The organism is Lysinibacillus sp. GW247-5R2A, assembly GCF_059424475.1.
In genome coordinates this window covers 13,907-29,529 of the sequence record NZ_JBWKZL010000002.1, presented here as the reverse complement: position 1 = coordinate 29,529, position 15,623 = coordinate 13,907, and the positions used below count along the sequence as shown (strand labels likewise).

Sequence of the window (15,623 nt, the reverse complement as noted above, 5' to 3'; positions counted from 1 at the left end):
AGCGACCTTCAGAAAATGAAAGAACACAATTCATTTGAAGGAATTGCGCTCTTTTTCATAAAGGTTGATTTGATTGCTAGGCTAATACTTTTTCAAGCTGACTAGCCATGTTAGTCCAAGCGTATTTAGCTCCTTCAATTGCTCCTTGACGAGCTTTTGTTTCTTCACTAAATCCACCTTGATCGAGATGTAACTGTGTTGTCCCATCAGATGCTTGCGTTAATGTCCATGTTACGGTTGTTGTTTCACCCGCACTTGTCCAAGTGTAAGATAGTTTATGTGGCTCTTCAATTTCAAGTACCTCACAATCGACAATACCATCCCACCATTCGTTTGGTTCAGCTCGGAACTGGAATTTATGGCCAACAATCGGCTGAAAATCATTGCTCCAAATCCATTTTGCGAGTGTGTCCGAATCAGTTAAGGCATGCCATACTTGCTCGATGGAACTTGTAAATTTAAAATCTAATGCTACATCTGGTTTCATTTGTCTTCCCCCAATAATAAATGTAATTTTGAAATTCTTGCTTTCCAAAAATCCTCGTAAATCGATATCCAATCTTGTATTTCCTTCAATGGAGCCGCATTTAGCCTATATCTTGTTTCTCTACCCTCTTTTCGAGCGATCACAAGACCTGCGTCTTTCAGAATAGTTAAATGTTTTGACACGGCAGTACGTCCCATATCAAAGTGATCCGTTAATTCGTGAAGCGGTAGCTCATCTGCCTTAGCCAATAAATTTATCAATTGGCGTCTTGTAGGGTCAGCAATGGCTACATACACGTCACGCTCTTGATGATTGTTATTCAAAACCACCACCCTTTCTAATAGGACACTAAATGGTGTCCTAATTATATGACACCGTTTAGTGTCTAGTCAATTACTATTTTGGACATTTTGCTATGGATTTTATACTTATCAATACAAAAAACACAAAGGTGAGCTCCTTTGTGCTTGTATTGATGATAATTCTGCTTTGGACATGCCATAAACCAGGCATCCATCATTGTTTTTAGGTTATTTTTAAGCAAGCTCTAATGGTAAAAATGCATATTCCCCATCTCGAATAATGGGACATTTACGAACTTTGATAGGAAATTGGAAAAGCGGTCCATCCAAAACGGTAGTATGGAATTCTCCCCCTTCTCCACAAGGGTCGATATTACGCTCTTCCAGCTCTTTTATATAATCAGGGGTAAGTACTCGTCCTAAATCCTCTTCTGTCATGCCTAATGACAGATTAACTGTCACTACCATCGTAACAAACCCTAAGCGAATAAACTCATCAACAGCATCCCGATGATTCATCTCCCATAACGGCATGCCAAGCTTTAATCCAGCTTTTTTCGTCACCTCATCATGCCAGCAGCCATGTGCAGGCATATCTAAATCTCCCGTAACTAACACCTCTGCCCCTTGACTTTTCGCATTGTTTAAAAGTTCGATAAATACATTTTCATAATCCGTCCAACTTGCCGCAGCCGTATAAACTGGCAATCCGATAGAATCGGCTTGAGCCTGTATAAGCTCAGGGGGCATACCATGCGATCGAGAACGTTTCCCTTCCTCCTCCAGCATGACAATCAGACCAATCGCTCGTCCCACCTGTGATGCTTTATATAAAGCTAATACACTATCCTTTCCTCCACTAAATGAAGCGATGAATGGATGATTTTGCACATTATTTTTCCAGCCAGTTGTTTCTGTCATTTCTATATCTCCTTTTACTGTCCATGAAGATTAATCCTTCTTCGCTCTTATTAGGTAGTCGCTAATAAATTGGCTTCTTCATCTATTTTGCTCAACGAGGTTATTGATTATTTTACATAATAGAGATGTAGGATATCACCCCTTTATTTTAGCACAAGCATGCTGAGTATCTGGATATTTATGTTATGGTATAGGGAACAGTTGATGGAAAAAGGAGGAATATTATGAGTGATTATGTAAAAGCACTAAGACAACAGGTTGGGACAATGCCTCTTATTTTGGTAGGTTCAACGATTATTGTCTTGAATGACGAGAAACAAATTCTTCTCCAGCTTCGCTCTGATATAAAAATGTGGGGGTTACCTGGGGGAGCGATGGAGCCTGGTGAAAGTTTAGAGGATACCGCTAGACGTGAACTGTTTGAGGAAACGGGCCTACATACATCCCAACTTCGTTTTATAACAATGCTATCTGGTCAGCAGGATTATTTTCACTATCCAAATGGAGATGAAGTATATGGGGTAACGGCTGTTTTTATGGCAGAACAAATAGATGGACAGCTTGCGATGGTTGATGGTGAAAGTCTACAGCTAGCCTATTTTTCTTTAGATGCGTTGCCATCTAATACCGTCAAGAAAGCAATAGCTATTATCGATACCTACTTATTAAAGGAAAACTTCTCTAAAGATGAAAGGTCGTGACTTCGTTGAACGGTTTTAAAGCAATGCTATTTGATTTAGATAACACCTTACTTAATAGAGATGAGGCAGTAGATAGATTATTTTTCAAGCTAGTAGAAACGTGTTACAGGGATGTTGATCATACGTTAGAAAATGAAATGCGGCAACTATTTAAAGTATACGATGGAAAATACTTTGGTCAGCATGATAAAACAGATGTTATCGCATCCATTTTTGATGAATTTCCGCCGCAAAACGGCATGCCAAACCATGCTATTCAAGACTTTTGGAATTTTCACTTCCCTCAATGTTTTGCTGTTCATCAGGATACGATAACGTTCATTCATCGTATAAAGCAGCAAGTGAAAGTGGGCATCATTACAAATGGCTCTGTAGAAAGACAAAAAGCTAAAATAGCCTACACAAATTTAGATCACTGTTTTGATACGGTCATTATTTCTGAAGAAGTGGGATTTAGTAAACCAGATAAGCGTATCTTTGAAATGGCCTTAAAAAGACTGGATGTCAATCCAGAGGATACTCTTTTTGTTGGGGATGACTTAGAAAAGGATATTGATGGGTGTCAACAGGCCGATATAAGGGGCGTCTGGTTTAATCCGTCCATGCGCAAAAATGACACTGCTATCCAGCCATATGCTGAGATTCATTCGTTGGAGCGTTTAGGAAGCTATTTCAAATAAAAGGACAAAACCCCTGAGTTTTCGCCCAGGGGTTCGTGTCCGTACTATTTAATATGCTTGGGCAAACCAAACAGTATGTTTTGCTTCATTACCACAGCAAATACAAGTCGTTTTTGTTGTTGGTGGATTGAATGGAATATTACGAGTCGTGTATTTCGTTTCTTCCTTTACTTTTTCCTCGCACACATCTTCCCCACACCACCCAGCAAGTATCCAACCTGGAATAGTGCCGTTTTCCTTAGCTGTTTCAATGTGCTGCTGTAATTGTGGCAGTGTATCAATCGTTGAATGAGCATGTGCCTCTCGGAATCGACGAGCCTTCTCTAGTAAACGTGTTTGCATCGTCGTTAATTCTTCCTCAATGGCTGCCACAATAGTTGATAATTCAATCGTTTGTTTGCCATCCTCATCACGTGCTTTCAGTAATGCTTGATTGTTTTCAAGATCACGTGGGCCTAATTCAATACGAACAGGCACTCCTTTTAGCTCCCATTCATTAAACTTAAAGCCTGGCGATTGGTCTGAATCATCAAGTCGTACGCGAATCCCCTTCGCTTTTAATGCCGCAAAAATTGCATCCAGCTGCTCCATAATTTGAGGATTCTTTTTCCAAGGTCCTACTGGAATTAAAACCACTTGGGTTGGAGCAATTCGTGGAGGTAAAACTAATCCTTGCTCATCCCCATGCACCATAATGACGGAACCAATTAATCGTGTAGATGTCCCCCAAGATGTTGTGTGTACATATTCGTGCTGGTTCGCTTTATTTAAATATTTTATGTTAAAGGCTTCTGCAAATTTTGTTCCTAAATAATGAGACGTACCTGCTTGCACAGCCTTCCCATTTTTCATCATTGCCTCAATCGAATACGTATCGACAGCTCCTGCAAAACGTTCAGATGGCGTTTTTTGTCCGTCATAAACTGGAATTGCTAGAACTTGCTCCACCACTTCTTTATAAATGTCTAGCATTTGCATCGTTTCTTTACGTGCATCTTCCTCATCGACATGAGCCGTATGCCCTTCCTGCCAAAGGAATTCTGAGGTACGAATGAAAGGCAATGTTTTCTTTTCCCATCGGAAGACGTTGGCCCATTGATTAATGAGCACAGGTAGGTCACGGTAGCTTTTAATCCAATTTGAATAAAGATGGCCAATCATCGTTTCAGATGTGGGACGAAGTGCTAAGCGTTCTTCTAATTTTTCACCTGCTGCTTCTGTTACCCAAGGAAGCTCAGGTGAGAACCCTTCAATATGATCCTTTTCCTTTTGGAAGAAGGATTCAGGAATTAGCATAGGAAAATAGGCATTTCGATGGCCTGTGTCTTTAAAACGACGGTCCATTGCCTCCTGTATATGCTCCCAAATTTCATAGCCATCTGGTTTAAAGGCGATACAGCCACGAACTGGCGTATAATCCATTAAATCTGCTTTTTGAATGGTTTCGATATACCATTTTGAAAAATCCTCTAGCTGTTTTGACATAGTGATTACCTCCATTTTTTGTAAGTATTCCATTTGATGAATAAAAAAAGCACAAAGCTGTCCTTGTATAAAGGACGTCTTTGTGCTGGACCCGACGTGGTACCACCTTGAATTTAGCTTTAAGCTATGCTTAAAACCCTCTAGCGTTTAGTAACGAAAACGACTCGGTTATGTTTTTCATAACTTCTCCGTGGTAGGTATTCAGTAAAGAAGCGGTGATATAGCTCTCAGCAAATGCTATATTTTCTGTTTCACTATTCTTACTTACTTGGCCACATCATCAAATTGTAATTTATATTATCTCTCACTTTAACAAAATCATTCATGAATAGCAATTAATAACTGGAACTATTTGTGAACGACTGTACGATTAAATTTGTAAAATCCTCTACAGAAAGAGGCTTACTAAAATAATAGCCTTGAACATACTCACAGCCATGCTCACGAAGTACATTTAATTCAGCTTCTTCCTCGACCCCTTCAGCCACTACTTGTAGGTTGAGCGCATGAGCTAATGAAATCATGGCGGAAATCATCGCAATACCTGATTTTTCAGGAACGATATCCCGAACGAAAGCACGATCAATTTTAAGGACATCCACAGGGAATTTTTTTAAGTAATTTAAAGATGAATAGCCTGTCCCGAAATCATCTAATGAAATCGTAATCCCAAGCGCTCGCAATTGATTAATCGTATTAATTAAATCTTCTGTATAATCAAGCATGCTCATTTCTGTAATTTCAATTTCTAATAAATGTGGGTCAATGCTTGTTCCCGCAATGACTCCCTTTACCATATCTACAAAGCCTGAAGTGCTTATATGAATCGGTGAAATATTAACAGCTACTCGTAATCTGAGATTATGTGATTCATTCCAAAGTTTAGCCTGTGCACAGGCTTTGCCTAGCACCCAGACACCAATATCATTAATTAGTCCACATTCTTCAGCAAATGGAATAAACCGATCTGGCGGGATATGCCCCAATTCGGGATCATACCAGCGTAATAATGCCTCCATACCAATAATTGTGTCTGTTTTTAAATCAATTTTTGGCTGGTAATGTAATTCTAATACATCCTTTTTTAAAGCTTGATGTAATTTTGTTTCTAGTAAAAGCCATTTATCATTCGCTTCATCCATATTTGCACGGTAGAGACGATATTGATTTCCTCGCGTAGATTTAGCAGCATACATCGCAATATCAGCATTTTTCAGTAATTCTTCTACAGTGTTTGCGTGATCAGGGAAAATACTAATGCCTATACTTATACTTGCATAAAATTCATAGTTATCTACTACAAAGCTTTCATTAAAGACACTAATAATTTCCTTGGCCATTTCCTCTATACGATTGACATCATTTAAAATCATGACAAATTCATCACTATTGTGACGATAGAAAGAATTAGAGGTATAATCAATATTCCGTAAACGATTCGACATTTCCACTAAAAACATATCACCGATAATATGACCAAGCCCATCGTTAATGTGTTTAAAACGATTCACATCAATGAAAAATAACGCAAACTTTTCTTCTGTACGTCGAGATTGATGGAATTCATTTTCTAAACGCTGTTCTAATTTACGACGATTTGGTAGCCCTGTTAATTCATCGTGATAGGCTATGTGGGTAATTTTTTTAATATCCTTTTGCGCTGTAATATCGACGCGTATTGCGATATACTGATAAGGCTTTCCCTGCTCATCAAGGAATGGGAAAATAGTAGTCTTCACCCAATATAAACTGCCATCTTTCGCACGATTGCAAACCTCGCCATTCCACATCTCACCATTACCGATTGTTCTCCACATCTCTCTAAAGAAAGATTTAGGATGATAGCCTGAGTTCAGTAAACGGTGATCTTGGCCTACTAATTCTTCACGCGTATACTTCGAAATTTTACAAAAATGATCATTAACAAAAGTAATTTTTCCGGTACGATCTGTAATTGCCACAATAATGGAACTATTCATAGCGGAAAAAATATCTTGCAATTCTTTAAGACTGTAGTTCATTTGATTACTACTCGGCGTGATATTCATCATTTTCATTCTCCATTCATTAAAATATGAAGGGTTTGGTACTTTTGCTTTATTTTACAGCGAGGTATAAAGTTGTGGTATATCGCCCTTTTTTCTGTAATTATATTATAGTCTTAGAAAAGCAGTTAATTCAACCCAAATATGAAATCATTCAAGTCAAGGTTGGGATAGTTTTTGATATAAAATACAAATAATAGTTATTATTAACACTCTAAAATGTCTAATTTTAAGGTATTTGAATACTTTTGTACTATTGATAGTATTTTCCTTAGGCTATTTCTCCATTAAATACAAAATACTAATAACTTATAAATTTATCAGATTGTAAAAAGGATCAAACAAAATGCCTTACTGTCACTCATAAGCGCAGTAAGGCATTTTAATAGCTAGGAGACCTCATATTCTATTGATCCTCCAGATGTTTTAGCATGCTCATTATAAGCATTTAACTGCTCTTGCGATAAATTTAAAATATAATAGTGAAAATTGATGGGCTCTAGCCCATGCTCCTCACATATATGTCGATAATATTCGTAGCCTTCTCGATAATCAGTCATCTTTATTTCTCCCTTTCACTTGAACTACTTTTCCTTGTACGTATAATATCGTTACACTCTACTTTAGAAATCAACGAATTTTCCGAAATCTTTTTTTGAAATGATGAAAGCCCAGTCCATTTTACTTAGTATGGCTGGGCTTTTCATAAAATATTCGCGTCGGCTTCCGTCATCACCATATTCTTTTAAATCCCTAATTGTTTTGCTTGCATATTATAAGCGGAAAGTTGCTGCTGCGATAACTGTAATACATAATAGCGGAAAGAAATTGGTTCTAATCCATAACGCTCACACATTTCACAATAAAATTCATACCCATCTCGATACTTTGACATTAAAAATTCCTCCTTAGCTGAATCTGTATTATAACAGTTATTATTATTTTTATTTAATATATAACAGATTATGATAGACGTCAAGTACTTATGACAGAAAAATTCATCACATTGTAAGCGTTAATGTACACCTAAATACACCATAGCATTAATTGTTTTAAATTTTTGGTTTTGGAATGATTGCCAATACCCTGCATTCTAAGCGCCTCTAGCGAAGCCTTAAGATGAACTTTTTCCGACCTTATACAAAAGCTTCCTGATCAATGATCACTCGCAAAAAAATAACCCATCTATCTGTTGAATAGATAGATGAGTTTTCAAATTAATTTGATGCCTGTTGCCAGCTATTTTTTATTTCCTGAATTTGCTGGATATGACGTTGTTCATGGAAATAAATTTGCTCAATCCATTGATCAAGCGGACATTCACCAAGAGCTGGATGCTTCACAGTGCGCTTTGCTAAGGCATCAGTGTCCTCAATCGTTTCTAAAAAACCGAGAAATTCTGCTCTTGCTGTTGCTAGCAATTCCACCATCTTTTGAACATGGAAAGGATCTTCCGAAGGCTCTACTATGCTAGGTGCTTGAAATTTTCGTGTACGGTCTAACAGCTGCTGCATATTCTTTCGTTCAGGTGACGATTGTTCCTGTGATTGTAAGCCCCATGTAACAGCCTTCTTTGTAGCTTCCTCTACTAAAATCAAATGGTGACAAACTTGTGCTATACTCCAATTTTGTGCATCTGGCTTGTCATTAAATTCGGTATCACTTAAATGATTAATTTCCTGAAGTAATTGATCTCTTGTGGCATCAAATTGATCCTTTGCAAATATAATCATACGCTACCCCCTTCATTCGTTATACCTTTATATTCGACAGAGATGGGTGAAAATCATCTTTCATTCACCATATTAAATGGATTGTTTTCTAACACCTGCTGTAGCTGTTCATCCTCAATATGTGTATAAATTTGAGTGGTGGCTACACTTGAATGCCCTAAGATGTGCTGTAGGCTCCTAATATCAGCACCGGCCTTATACATCATCGTTGCCGAAGTATGGCGCAGCTTATGTGGTGTAAGTCGCTCCTTTTGAAGACCTGAATGCTGATTAATACGCTTCACGATTTTAGCTATTGTTTGCCGCGTAAAACGTGTTCCCTTTTGGGAGACAAAAAGAGGCTCATCTCCGTTTCCCTTATACGGTGTTTTCCCACTATTCTCATAGTCTGCTAGTGCCTGCATGCAGCTATCATTCAAATAAACCGTACGCTCCTTATTGCCCTTCCCGACAACGGTTAAATGACGTCCTTGTATAGAGGTAATATTAAGCTGGCATAGCTCTGTCACACGAATTCCTAAGTTTAAGAAAAACATCATCATACAGTAATTTCTTGGTGATGCCTGATTAGCAGGTATGCCATCTATAAACTGTGTAGCTTCTTGAAAATTCATATAGATGGGTCTTTTTCGACCAATTTTCGGTGTTTCTAATTCCTCTGCTGGGTTTTCCTCCATTAGTCGCCGTTTCCCTTTTAAGTATTTGAAAAAGGATTTTAATGTCGCAACCTTCCGTGCCCTTGAGGCGGCAGAATTTCCACGCTGTACCTCACAATACTCCATAAAGTAATAAAGGTCCTCCAATGTAATATCACGAATTTCTTCTATTGTAATGGTGGCAATATCAATGACTGCTAAATTTTCTATATCCAGATCCTCCTGGACAGCTGTATGGAAACGGAAAAATAAAGTCAAATCATATTCATATTCTTTTCTTGTGCGCTGGGACTTTCCTTTGATGGTCGTTAAATAAACAAGAAAGTCCTTCATGATTTTTGGTTGTTTTGATTTTTGCATCCCAATCACCTCTATTTGCTCTATTTTACCATAAAAAACATTCCCAAATATAAATTTGGGAACTTTATTGAAAAAACAAGCTATTTTTCTGCATCGAAGAAACGTACGTTCGATACATGCAAATAAAAAAAGATCCCCTTTTTATATGGAGGACCTTCTGACTAAATTAAGTAAAGAATTGTGACAGTTTTTGGTTTTTAGGTATAAAGTTGATGTTTGATGAATATTAAAATCTAGTATACTTCTATTGCTTTGTGAGGCGACTCGAAAAATAGAAAGGTGGGTAACTACCCATGTCGATTCATCTCACAACACGCATGGTATTATTTGGATAAAACGACTATTTTACAAAAACCGAGTACTTTTGATCGGCTTGTTTTGTAAGAGACCAGTTCGTCGATAGCATTTGCTGTAGTTTTGTGACCGTTTCCTCATCACACACCAAATGTTGAATACCCGTTTCTAAAAGTTGGTAATCTACCCCTTCTTCAAGGTTAAAGCGCAGGTGCAATAAACGTTGGATGCCAGGCAATGTTACATACTTGATTCGATAATGGCCATGTAACGCATCTAAGAACTCTTGTTCTCCATCCTGAAAAAGTGCCATTGTTTCACTAAATTCATAGTTTGGTACTAGTTCCTGCCAAGCTGATACATCCCCCGCCCGTAAAGCACGTAATATCTCCTCGTCTGAAAAATTTAATTTAGAAAGTTTATCAAGTTCATAAGCTTGCATTAGATTAATGATTGTCATGAATGTTAGCTCCTTTTATGTATTACTCACAGTGTACCATGTTTTTATTACTACTCAAATTCGGAGGGATCCATATGATGAATTTATATGATTCTAGTCTGTTTTTCGATGAAATGTTTGATGGCAATCAACCGAAGCCCCATTATCGATCTTTTCATCATAAGCTATCCATTTTTTCGCAGGAGCAACTCGAAGAGAAATATCGTCAAGCCCAAGCAAGCTTTCTCAGACAAGGAATTACTTTTACGGTCTATGGTGCACAAGATGGAACCGAAAGGACCATGCCCTTTGATTGCGTCCCTATCATTATTCCTCAAACAAAGTGGGCAATTATTGAGGCAGGCGTCAAACAACGTGTGGAAGCACTGAATTTATTTTTACAGGATGTATACGCTGAACAAAAAATCATCCGTGATGGCTATATCCCTAGACAGCTAGTAGAAAAGAATCCCTATTTCTCGCCAATCATGCAGGGGCTTAAGGTGCCAATTGCTAATCATATATTTTTAGCAGGTATTGATTTAATACGGGATGAAAAAGGTGACTATTTCGTGCTGGAAGACAATTTACGGAACCCTTCTGGTATTTCTTATGTGTTTGAAAACCGTGACGTCATGAAGGAAGTGTATCCAGAATTTTTTTCTAAGCATACCATTTTATCTCTTGATAAGCAGATGGCTAACATGAAAAAAGCACTGCTTGCCCATCGCCCGCCTACTATGGATGAAGGGCAAGAACCAAAAGCTGTGCTACTAACAGCAGGAATGTACAACTCGGCCTATTATGATCACGTATTTTTAGCTCAGCATTTAAGTATTCAACTGGTGGAAGGCCGCGATTTAGTCGTACAGGATTTAAAGGTTTATATGAAAACCATCTATGGTTTACAGCAAATCGATATTATCTATCGCCGTATTGATGATGATTTTTTAGATCCGGTTGCCTTCCGTGAGGACTCTTTATTAGGTATTCCTCATTTAATGGCAGTTTACGAAGCAGGTAATGTGGCCATTTTAAATGCTGTTGGCAATGGCGTGGCAGATGATAAAGCGATGTATGCCTATGTCCCTGAAATGATTCGCTATTACCTACAGGAAGAGCCCATATTACCAAATGTGAAAACCTATCATTTAGAAGATGAGCAACAGCGAGCTTGGGTACTGGAGCATATTCAGGAGCTAGTCATTAAAAATGTGAGTGCATCCGGGGGCTATGATATGCTGATTGGTCCCCATGCAGGTGAGGAGGAAATTGCTTTATTTAAGGATAAAATTATGATGCATCCATGCCAATACATTGCCCAGCCAACTATCAAATTGTCTAGAGCGCCATCCTTTCAAAATGGGCGATTCTATCCTTGCCATGTAGATTTACGTGTGTACGCCATGAAGGGTGAGGATTGTTATGTATTGCCAGGTGGATTATCACGGGTGGCCTTACAAGAAGGTTCCCTAGTGGTCAATTCATCGCAGGGCGGTGGTGCTAAGGATACATGGATCTTAAAGGAGGAGTTGCAGCATGCTGAGTCGAGTAGCCGACGCGTTATATTGGATGGCACGGTATAGTGAACGCACACAAACCAATACACATATATTACAGGTACAGCTGTTGAATATGTTGGAGCAATCTGGGCAAGAACATGATTATATTGATCATTGGGAGGCTGTACTAAATATTTGCGCCTCAAAGGAGGAGTATTTAGCCAATTATACAGCTATACGTGTAAACCCATTAATTGATTATCTTCTGTTTTCTGAGAAAAACGGCAACTCTCTCCATGCTACATTACGCGCCATTCGAGAAAATGCCCGAGTTACGAGAGATCGTATACCTGCGGAGCTATGGGAAATACAAAATGCCTTTTATTTAACTAAGCAACAGGACATACTAACAATGGATCGGCCTATCCCATTAATTGATCTTCAAGCTTTTTTACAGGAAGTTCGGAAGACGTTGTGGATGGTGACTGGATTAATTGAAGGCACGATGGATCGGGATCTCCCCTTTTATTTCATGCAGATTGGGAAATGGCTGGAGAGAGCAGAAAAAACAATGCGGATGACGTTAATTATTCTCGAACAACAGAAAATAACCGGCTCATCCCTACATGAAATGGATGGTACATTTCTATTGGAGCTTGCTGCCGCAAAGGAATCATTTTTGCAGAAGCACCGTCAAACCAATCTCTTAACGGTCATTCGATATTTATTGCAGGATGAACATTTTCCTAGCTCGATCATGTTTTGTCTAAAAAAGTTAGAAGAAGCTCTCAAGTCCATCGAGCATGATCCTTTGTCGTCAAAATGTTTAACGCTTCATTCGACCATCAAAAGCTTCGTCCTAGCAATCGATCATCTTGATTTTTGGTCAATGAGCGTTGAGGAAGCCATCACAATAATGGAGGAAAGATTGAGTCAATGGATTGCCTTTAGCGAAACATTCTCGACAATCTATCATTTATATGAACCCAGCATACAACCTTGAAAGGAATCCATCACAGCTCCCTTTCAACAGGCAAGTCAGTAAGCAGAAGGAAGCGGACACGATGAAATTTGAAATTCAACATACAAATATTTTTCAGTATGAGTCTGAAGTCGATCAAAGCTTAAATACGATTCGGTTAAAGCCGCGGAGTGATGAGCGTCAACGCTTGTTATCCTATCGAATTGCAATTACTCCATCCTCTCTTACTCGTGAGCATACGGATATTTGGGGAAATACAGTAGGTTCATTTTATATTCCTGAGCAGCATCAAGTACTAGAAATTCATACATCGTCGATTGTCAGTATCCAGCGTGCGCCATTTATTCACCGTATTCAATATTCGCCCGAAATGCAGACTATTTTTCACTCACAGCTATTTTATGAACATTATCTTCCCTATTTAAAAACAACTCATTTTACGTATATGACAGAACAACAGCTGGAGGAAGTTTTTCATGCAATTGGCCATGCTGAAAATCCTGTGCTCTTTTCGCTTAATTTAATGCAATACTTATACTCTAGCTTTGAATATGATCCTTCAGCAACAGATGTAGGTACAACAGCCAGTGAGGCATTTGCCCTAAAACGGGGCGTATGCCAGGATTTCACTCATGTTATGCTAGGTGTATTACGCTCTAAAGGAATTCCAGCACGTTATGTTAGTGGGTATTTATATGTCGATGAAAATTCAGCTCTCGTCGGCGATATTGCAACACATGCTTGGGTAGAAGTTATGATACCTGGTATTGGCTGGATTGGCCTTGATCCTACAAATAATGTGGAGGTATTAGAAAACCATATTATTTTGTGTATTGGTCGAGATTATAGTGATATAAGCCCTGTTGAAGGGGTTTATTCAGGTGGCAAGCATGATTTAACCGTAAAAGTAAGTGTCAAAGCATTAAATCACTTATAAAAATAATGACATGTGCAGGAATGGCGATATACGCGATTGCTGCACATTTTTTTATTCAAAGCGCTGTTGTCTTTCTGTTAGTACCCATTTGCGAACATAGCCCATATCTTGCTGAATATGCTCCAGTGTCTTCTCCTCCTGAAACGCCCTTTGCATAACGGTATAACGCAAGTCGGTAGCTCTGACGTTTTTTCCAATATCTTTAGACATCGTTTGAAAAATACGTTCCACTGTCTTCGTCGTAATCGGCTTTGTCATACTTGCCTCACTCACCCACACCCATTCCTCTACCTCTTTATCATGCATGGATTCTGTTTCTTCCTTATAATGTCCTAGCATGTCCATAAGTAAGGGTGAACACTTTACCTCACGGCGTCCGTTTCGATTAGCAATAAAAAGAGTTGATTTTTCCTTTTGGAAATGCGACCATTTCATTCGTACAAGCTCCGCTGGCTTACAACCAGTTTCTATCAAAACTTGAACAATACAACCATTCCGTCTCGCCAGCCAAGCATGCTCTGCTGTTTTTGCATATTGAAAATAAGTAGGCCAAACATTAGCCATTTGTCCGATTTGCTTATTTGTGAGTACTTGTAACGCCTCTTTTTGCCTTTTTCTCGGCTGTAAAATATGTTGATAATCAAAGGGCTCCACCCATTCTCGTAAGAAAATAAAGTCTACAAAGCCGCGCATTGTTGCTATTTTATGATTAAACGTATTGATATTGCTATAGGTTTCCTTTATTTCGTGACAATAAATTTGTAATAACTCTTGAAATTGGTGATCTACATACAAGTAATTTTTTTCATGGGCGAAGGATAAAAAATGCTGCCCGTCCATATTGTACTGCTTCATCGTTGCGGCACTTTTCTTTAATGACTGCAACAGCAACATATATCTGTTCCACGCGTCCTTGAGTGTGATCATTCATTCCCTCCTTGTTAGCTGAGCGGTATTTATCTTGATTTTACTATATATTGGGTGCGTATGTTCTTGTTTTTATTATAATATAGTAGTGTCGGATAATCTGTATTTAAGGTTCATACCCTCTCCATTCCTTCAAATGCTTCTTACATCATTAAGAAACAAATGTTCGACTTTTAGTTTCTCATACCTTTTGCTTTCTTACAATAGTAAATTCCGTTCCTTCATTGTAGAACAATTGCTATTTATTCCACCTATTTTGTGTAACAATGCAATTTTATATGAAAATTCGTATAATTTCGTGTTTATCGTTCCTTGTGCTATATAATAATGGTATAAACAAATTAGGGGGCTCTCTAACATGCAAGTAAAGACGACTCGACTGGAAGCAGAAGATGCAAAAATTATTTATCAAGAAACTGCTGGGCTAGCAATTATTACGATCCATCGACCACAAGCGAAAAATGCATTAACCGCAAATATGTGGGATCAATTAGCAAAAATCGCCCTACAAGTATTAGATAATCCTAAAAATAAAGTCCTTATTTTACGAGGCTCAGGACAAAATTTCACTGCTGGCTCTGACATTAAAGAATTTAATGCCATCTCTCTCGACAAGGCTGAGGAGGCGTTTATACATATGGAAAAGACCATTTCCACTATTGAGCGCTTGCCGATTCCTACGATTGGTGTGATTAATGGGCCTGCCATGGGGGCTGGGTTGGAATTAGCGTTAGCCTGCGACATCCGTATTGGCTCTGATAAAGCCAAACTCGGCATTCCTGTTGGTAAATTGGGGATCACCTTAAACAATAAATTTGCACAGCGTTTAGTACAGCTTGTCGGCCCTGCAACAACCAAGGATTTAGTATTTACAGGAAGAATGTTTAAAGCAGAGGAAGCTTACAAGCTTGGGATGCTCAATTATCTTGTAGCAGAGAAGGATTTAAATAAATACATGATCCGCATGGGTAAGCTTGTGGCGGGGATGTCTCCTGAATCCTTATTGGCTGTAAAGCAATCTGTCCAAGAATGCCTGGATAGTGTTCCAGCCTTATGGCAAGGCTCCACGCCATTTGTCGGCAATGATTTTGAAGAGGGTTGCCGAGCATTCGTTGAAAAGCGCCAGCCACTGTTTACGCGTCAACCTAAATAAAAAACAGGTACTCTTCTCG

17 protein-coding genes and 1 other annotated feature are annotated in these 15,623 nt (G+C 38.6%); of the genes, 6 read left to right on the top strand and 11 right to left on the bottom strand.

Annotated features, from left to right (window positions below):
• Positions 1 to 76: 76 nt before the first annotated feature.
• The 3 genes from AC07YC_RS03815 to AC07YC_RS03805 all read right to left on the bottom strand — a co-directional run bounded on the left by AC07YC_RS03815 (position 77) and on the right by AC07YC_RS03805 (position 1,710).
• The gene (locus AC07YC_RS03815) at positions 77 to 487 is read right to left on the bottom strand and encodes an SRPBCC family protein (protein ID WP_025115303.1); all 411 of its coding nucleotides are present in this window, start codon (positions 485 to 487) and stop codon (positions 77 to 79) included.
• Complete coding sequence (locus tag AC07YC_RS03810; protein WP_494918411.1) at positions 484 to 810, bottom strand: ArsR/SmtB family transcription factor; 327 nt, start codon at positions 808 to 810, stop codon at positions 484 to 486. Before AC07YC_RS03810 ends, AC07YC_RS03815 begins: the two co-directional genes overlap by 4 nt.
• 213 nt (positions 811 to 1,023) lie before the next feature.
• Entirely contained in the window at positions 1,024 to 1,710 is a 687-nt protein-coding gene (locus tag AC07YC_RS03805) for a Dph6-related ATP pyrophosphatase (protein WP_494918409.1), read from the bottom strand.
• 224 nt (positions 1,711 to 1,934) lie between these two features.
• Here AC07YC_RS03805 and AC07YC_RS03800 point away from each other — a divergent pair, with 224 nt between their 5' ends.
• Together AC07YC_RS03800 and AC07YC_RS03795 are read left to right on the top strand one after the other, a co-directional pair.
• On the top strand, positions 1,935 to 2,411 hold the full coding sequence (locus AC07YC_RS03800; protein ID WP_494918407.1) for an NUDIX hydrolase: 477 nt from the start codon (positions 1,935 to 1,937) through the stop codon (positions 2,409 to 2,411).
• A gap of 23 nt (positions 2,412 to 2,434) precedes the next feature.
• Entirely contained in the window at positions 2,435 to 3,091 is a 657-nt protein-coding gene (locus AC07YC_RS03795; protein ID WP_494918406.1) for an HAD family hydrolase, read from the top strand.
• Positions 3,092 to 3,139: 48 nt separating this feature from the next.
• Here the strand turns inward: AC07YC_RS03795 and proS are convergent, their stop codons facing one another.
• The 7 genes from proS to AC07YC_RS03760 all read right to left on the bottom strand — a co-directional run bounded on the left by proS (position 3,140) and on the right by AC07YC_RS03760 (position 10,124).
• Positions 3,140 to 4,576, bottom strand: a complete 1,437-nt coding sequence (gene proS / locus AC07YC_RS03790; RefSeq protein ID WP_324728051.1) for a proline--tRNA ligase — start codon at positions 4,574 to 4,576, stop codon at positions 3,140 to 3,142.
• A 67-nt stretch (positions 4,577 to 4,643) separates the two neighbouring features.
• Positions 4,644 to 4,866: a binding site (T-box leader), on the bottom strand.
• Positions 4,867 to 4,911: 45 nt separating this feature from the next.
• The gene (locus AC07YC_RS03785) at positions 4,912 to 6,627 is read right to left on the bottom strand and encodes a putative bifunctional diguanylate cyclase/phosphodiesterase (RefSeq protein WP_494918404.1); all 1,716 of its coding nucleotides are present in this window, start codon (positions 6,625 to 6,627) and stop codon (positions 4,912 to 4,914) included.
• Between the two features lie 383 nt (positions 6,628 to 7,010).
• Positions 7,011 to 7,181 carry a transcriptional regulator gene (locus tag AC07YC_RS03780; RefSeq protein ID WP_144789088.1) on the bottom strand — a complete coding sequence of 57 codons (171 nt, stop codon included), beginning with the start codon at positions 7,179 to 7,181 and terminating at the stop codon, positions 7,011 to 7,013.
• A 185-nt stretch (positions 7,182 to 7,366) separates the two neighbouring features.
• Positions 7,367 to 7,516 carry a hypothetical protein gene (locus tag AC07YC_RS03775; RefSeq protein WP_004230023.1) on the bottom strand — a complete coding sequence of 50 codons (150 nt, stop codon included), beginning with the start codon at positions 7,514 to 7,516 and terminating at the stop codon, positions 7,367 to 7,369.
• Positions 7,517 to 7,838: 322 nt separating this feature from the next.
• Positions 7,839 to 8,354 carry a DinB family protein gene (locus tag AC07YC_RS03770; protein ID WP_494918403.1) on the bottom strand — a complete coding sequence of 172 codons (516 nt, stop codon included), beginning with the start codon at positions 8,352 to 8,354 and terminating at the stop codon, positions 7,839 to 7,841.
• 53 nt (positions 8,355 to 8,407) lie between these two features.
• The gene (locus AC07YC_RS03765; RefSeq protein WP_494918402.1) at positions 8,408 to 9,370 is read right to left on the bottom strand and encodes a tyrosine recombinase XerC; all 963 of its coding nucleotides are present in this window, start codon (positions 9,368 to 9,370) and stop codon (positions 8,408 to 8,410) included.
• A gap of 340 nt (positions 9,371 to 9,710) precedes the next feature.
• Entirely contained in the window at positions 9,711 to 10,124 is a 414-nt protein-coding gene (locus AC07YC_RS03760; RefSeq protein WP_494918401.1) for a hypothetical protein, read from the bottom strand.
• Between the two features lie 74 nt (positions 10,125 to 10,198).
• On the opposite strand from AC07YC_RS03760, the gene AC07YC_RS03755 reads away from it, so the two are divergent.
• The 3 genes from AC07YC_RS03755 to AC07YC_RS03745 all read left to right on the top strand — a co-directional run bounded on the left by AC07YC_RS03755 (position 10,199) and on the right by AC07YC_RS03745 (position 13,524).
• Entirely contained in the window at positions 10,199 to 11,689 is a 1,491-nt protein-coding gene (locus tag AC07YC_RS03755) for a circularly permuted type 2 ATP-grasp protein (RefSeq protein WP_494918400.1), read from the top strand.
• Complete coding sequence (locus tag AC07YC_RS03750; RefSeq protein WP_494918399.1) at positions 11,643 to 12,608, top strand: alpha-E domain-containing protein; 966 nt, start codon at positions 11,643 to 11,645, stop codon at positions 12,606 to 12,608. Before AC07YC_RS03755 ends, AC07YC_RS03750 begins: the two co-directional genes overlap by 47 nt.
• 61 nt (positions 12,609 to 12,669) lie before the next feature.
• Positions 12,670 to 13,524 (top strand): transglutaminase family protein, encoded by an 855-nt coding sequence (locus AC07YC_RS03745; protein WP_008177642.1) that lies wholly within the window; start codon positions 12,670 to 12,672, stop codon positions 13,522 to 13,524.
• 51 nt (positions 13,525 to 13,575) lie between these two features.
• Here the strand turns inward: AC07YC_RS03745 and AC07YC_RS03740 are convergent, their stop codons facing one another.
• Positions 13,576 to 14,451, bottom strand: coding sequence for a tyrosine-type recombinase/integrase (locus AC07YC_RS03740; protein WP_494918398.1), 876 nt, complete (start codon positions 14,449 to 14,451; stop codon positions 13,576 to 13,578).
• A gap of 358 nt (positions 14,452 to 14,809) precedes the next feature.
• Between AC07YC_RS03740 and AC07YC_RS03735 the strand changes: the two genes are divergently transcribed.
• Positions 14,810 to 15,604: an enoyl-CoA hydratase/isomerase family protein gene (locus AC07YC_RS03735; protein ID WP_494918397.1), complete on the top strand. Its 795-nt coding sequence runs from the start codon at positions 14,810 to 14,812 to the stop codon at positions 15,602 to 15,604.
• Positions 15,605 to 15,623: the final 19 nt, after the last annotated feature.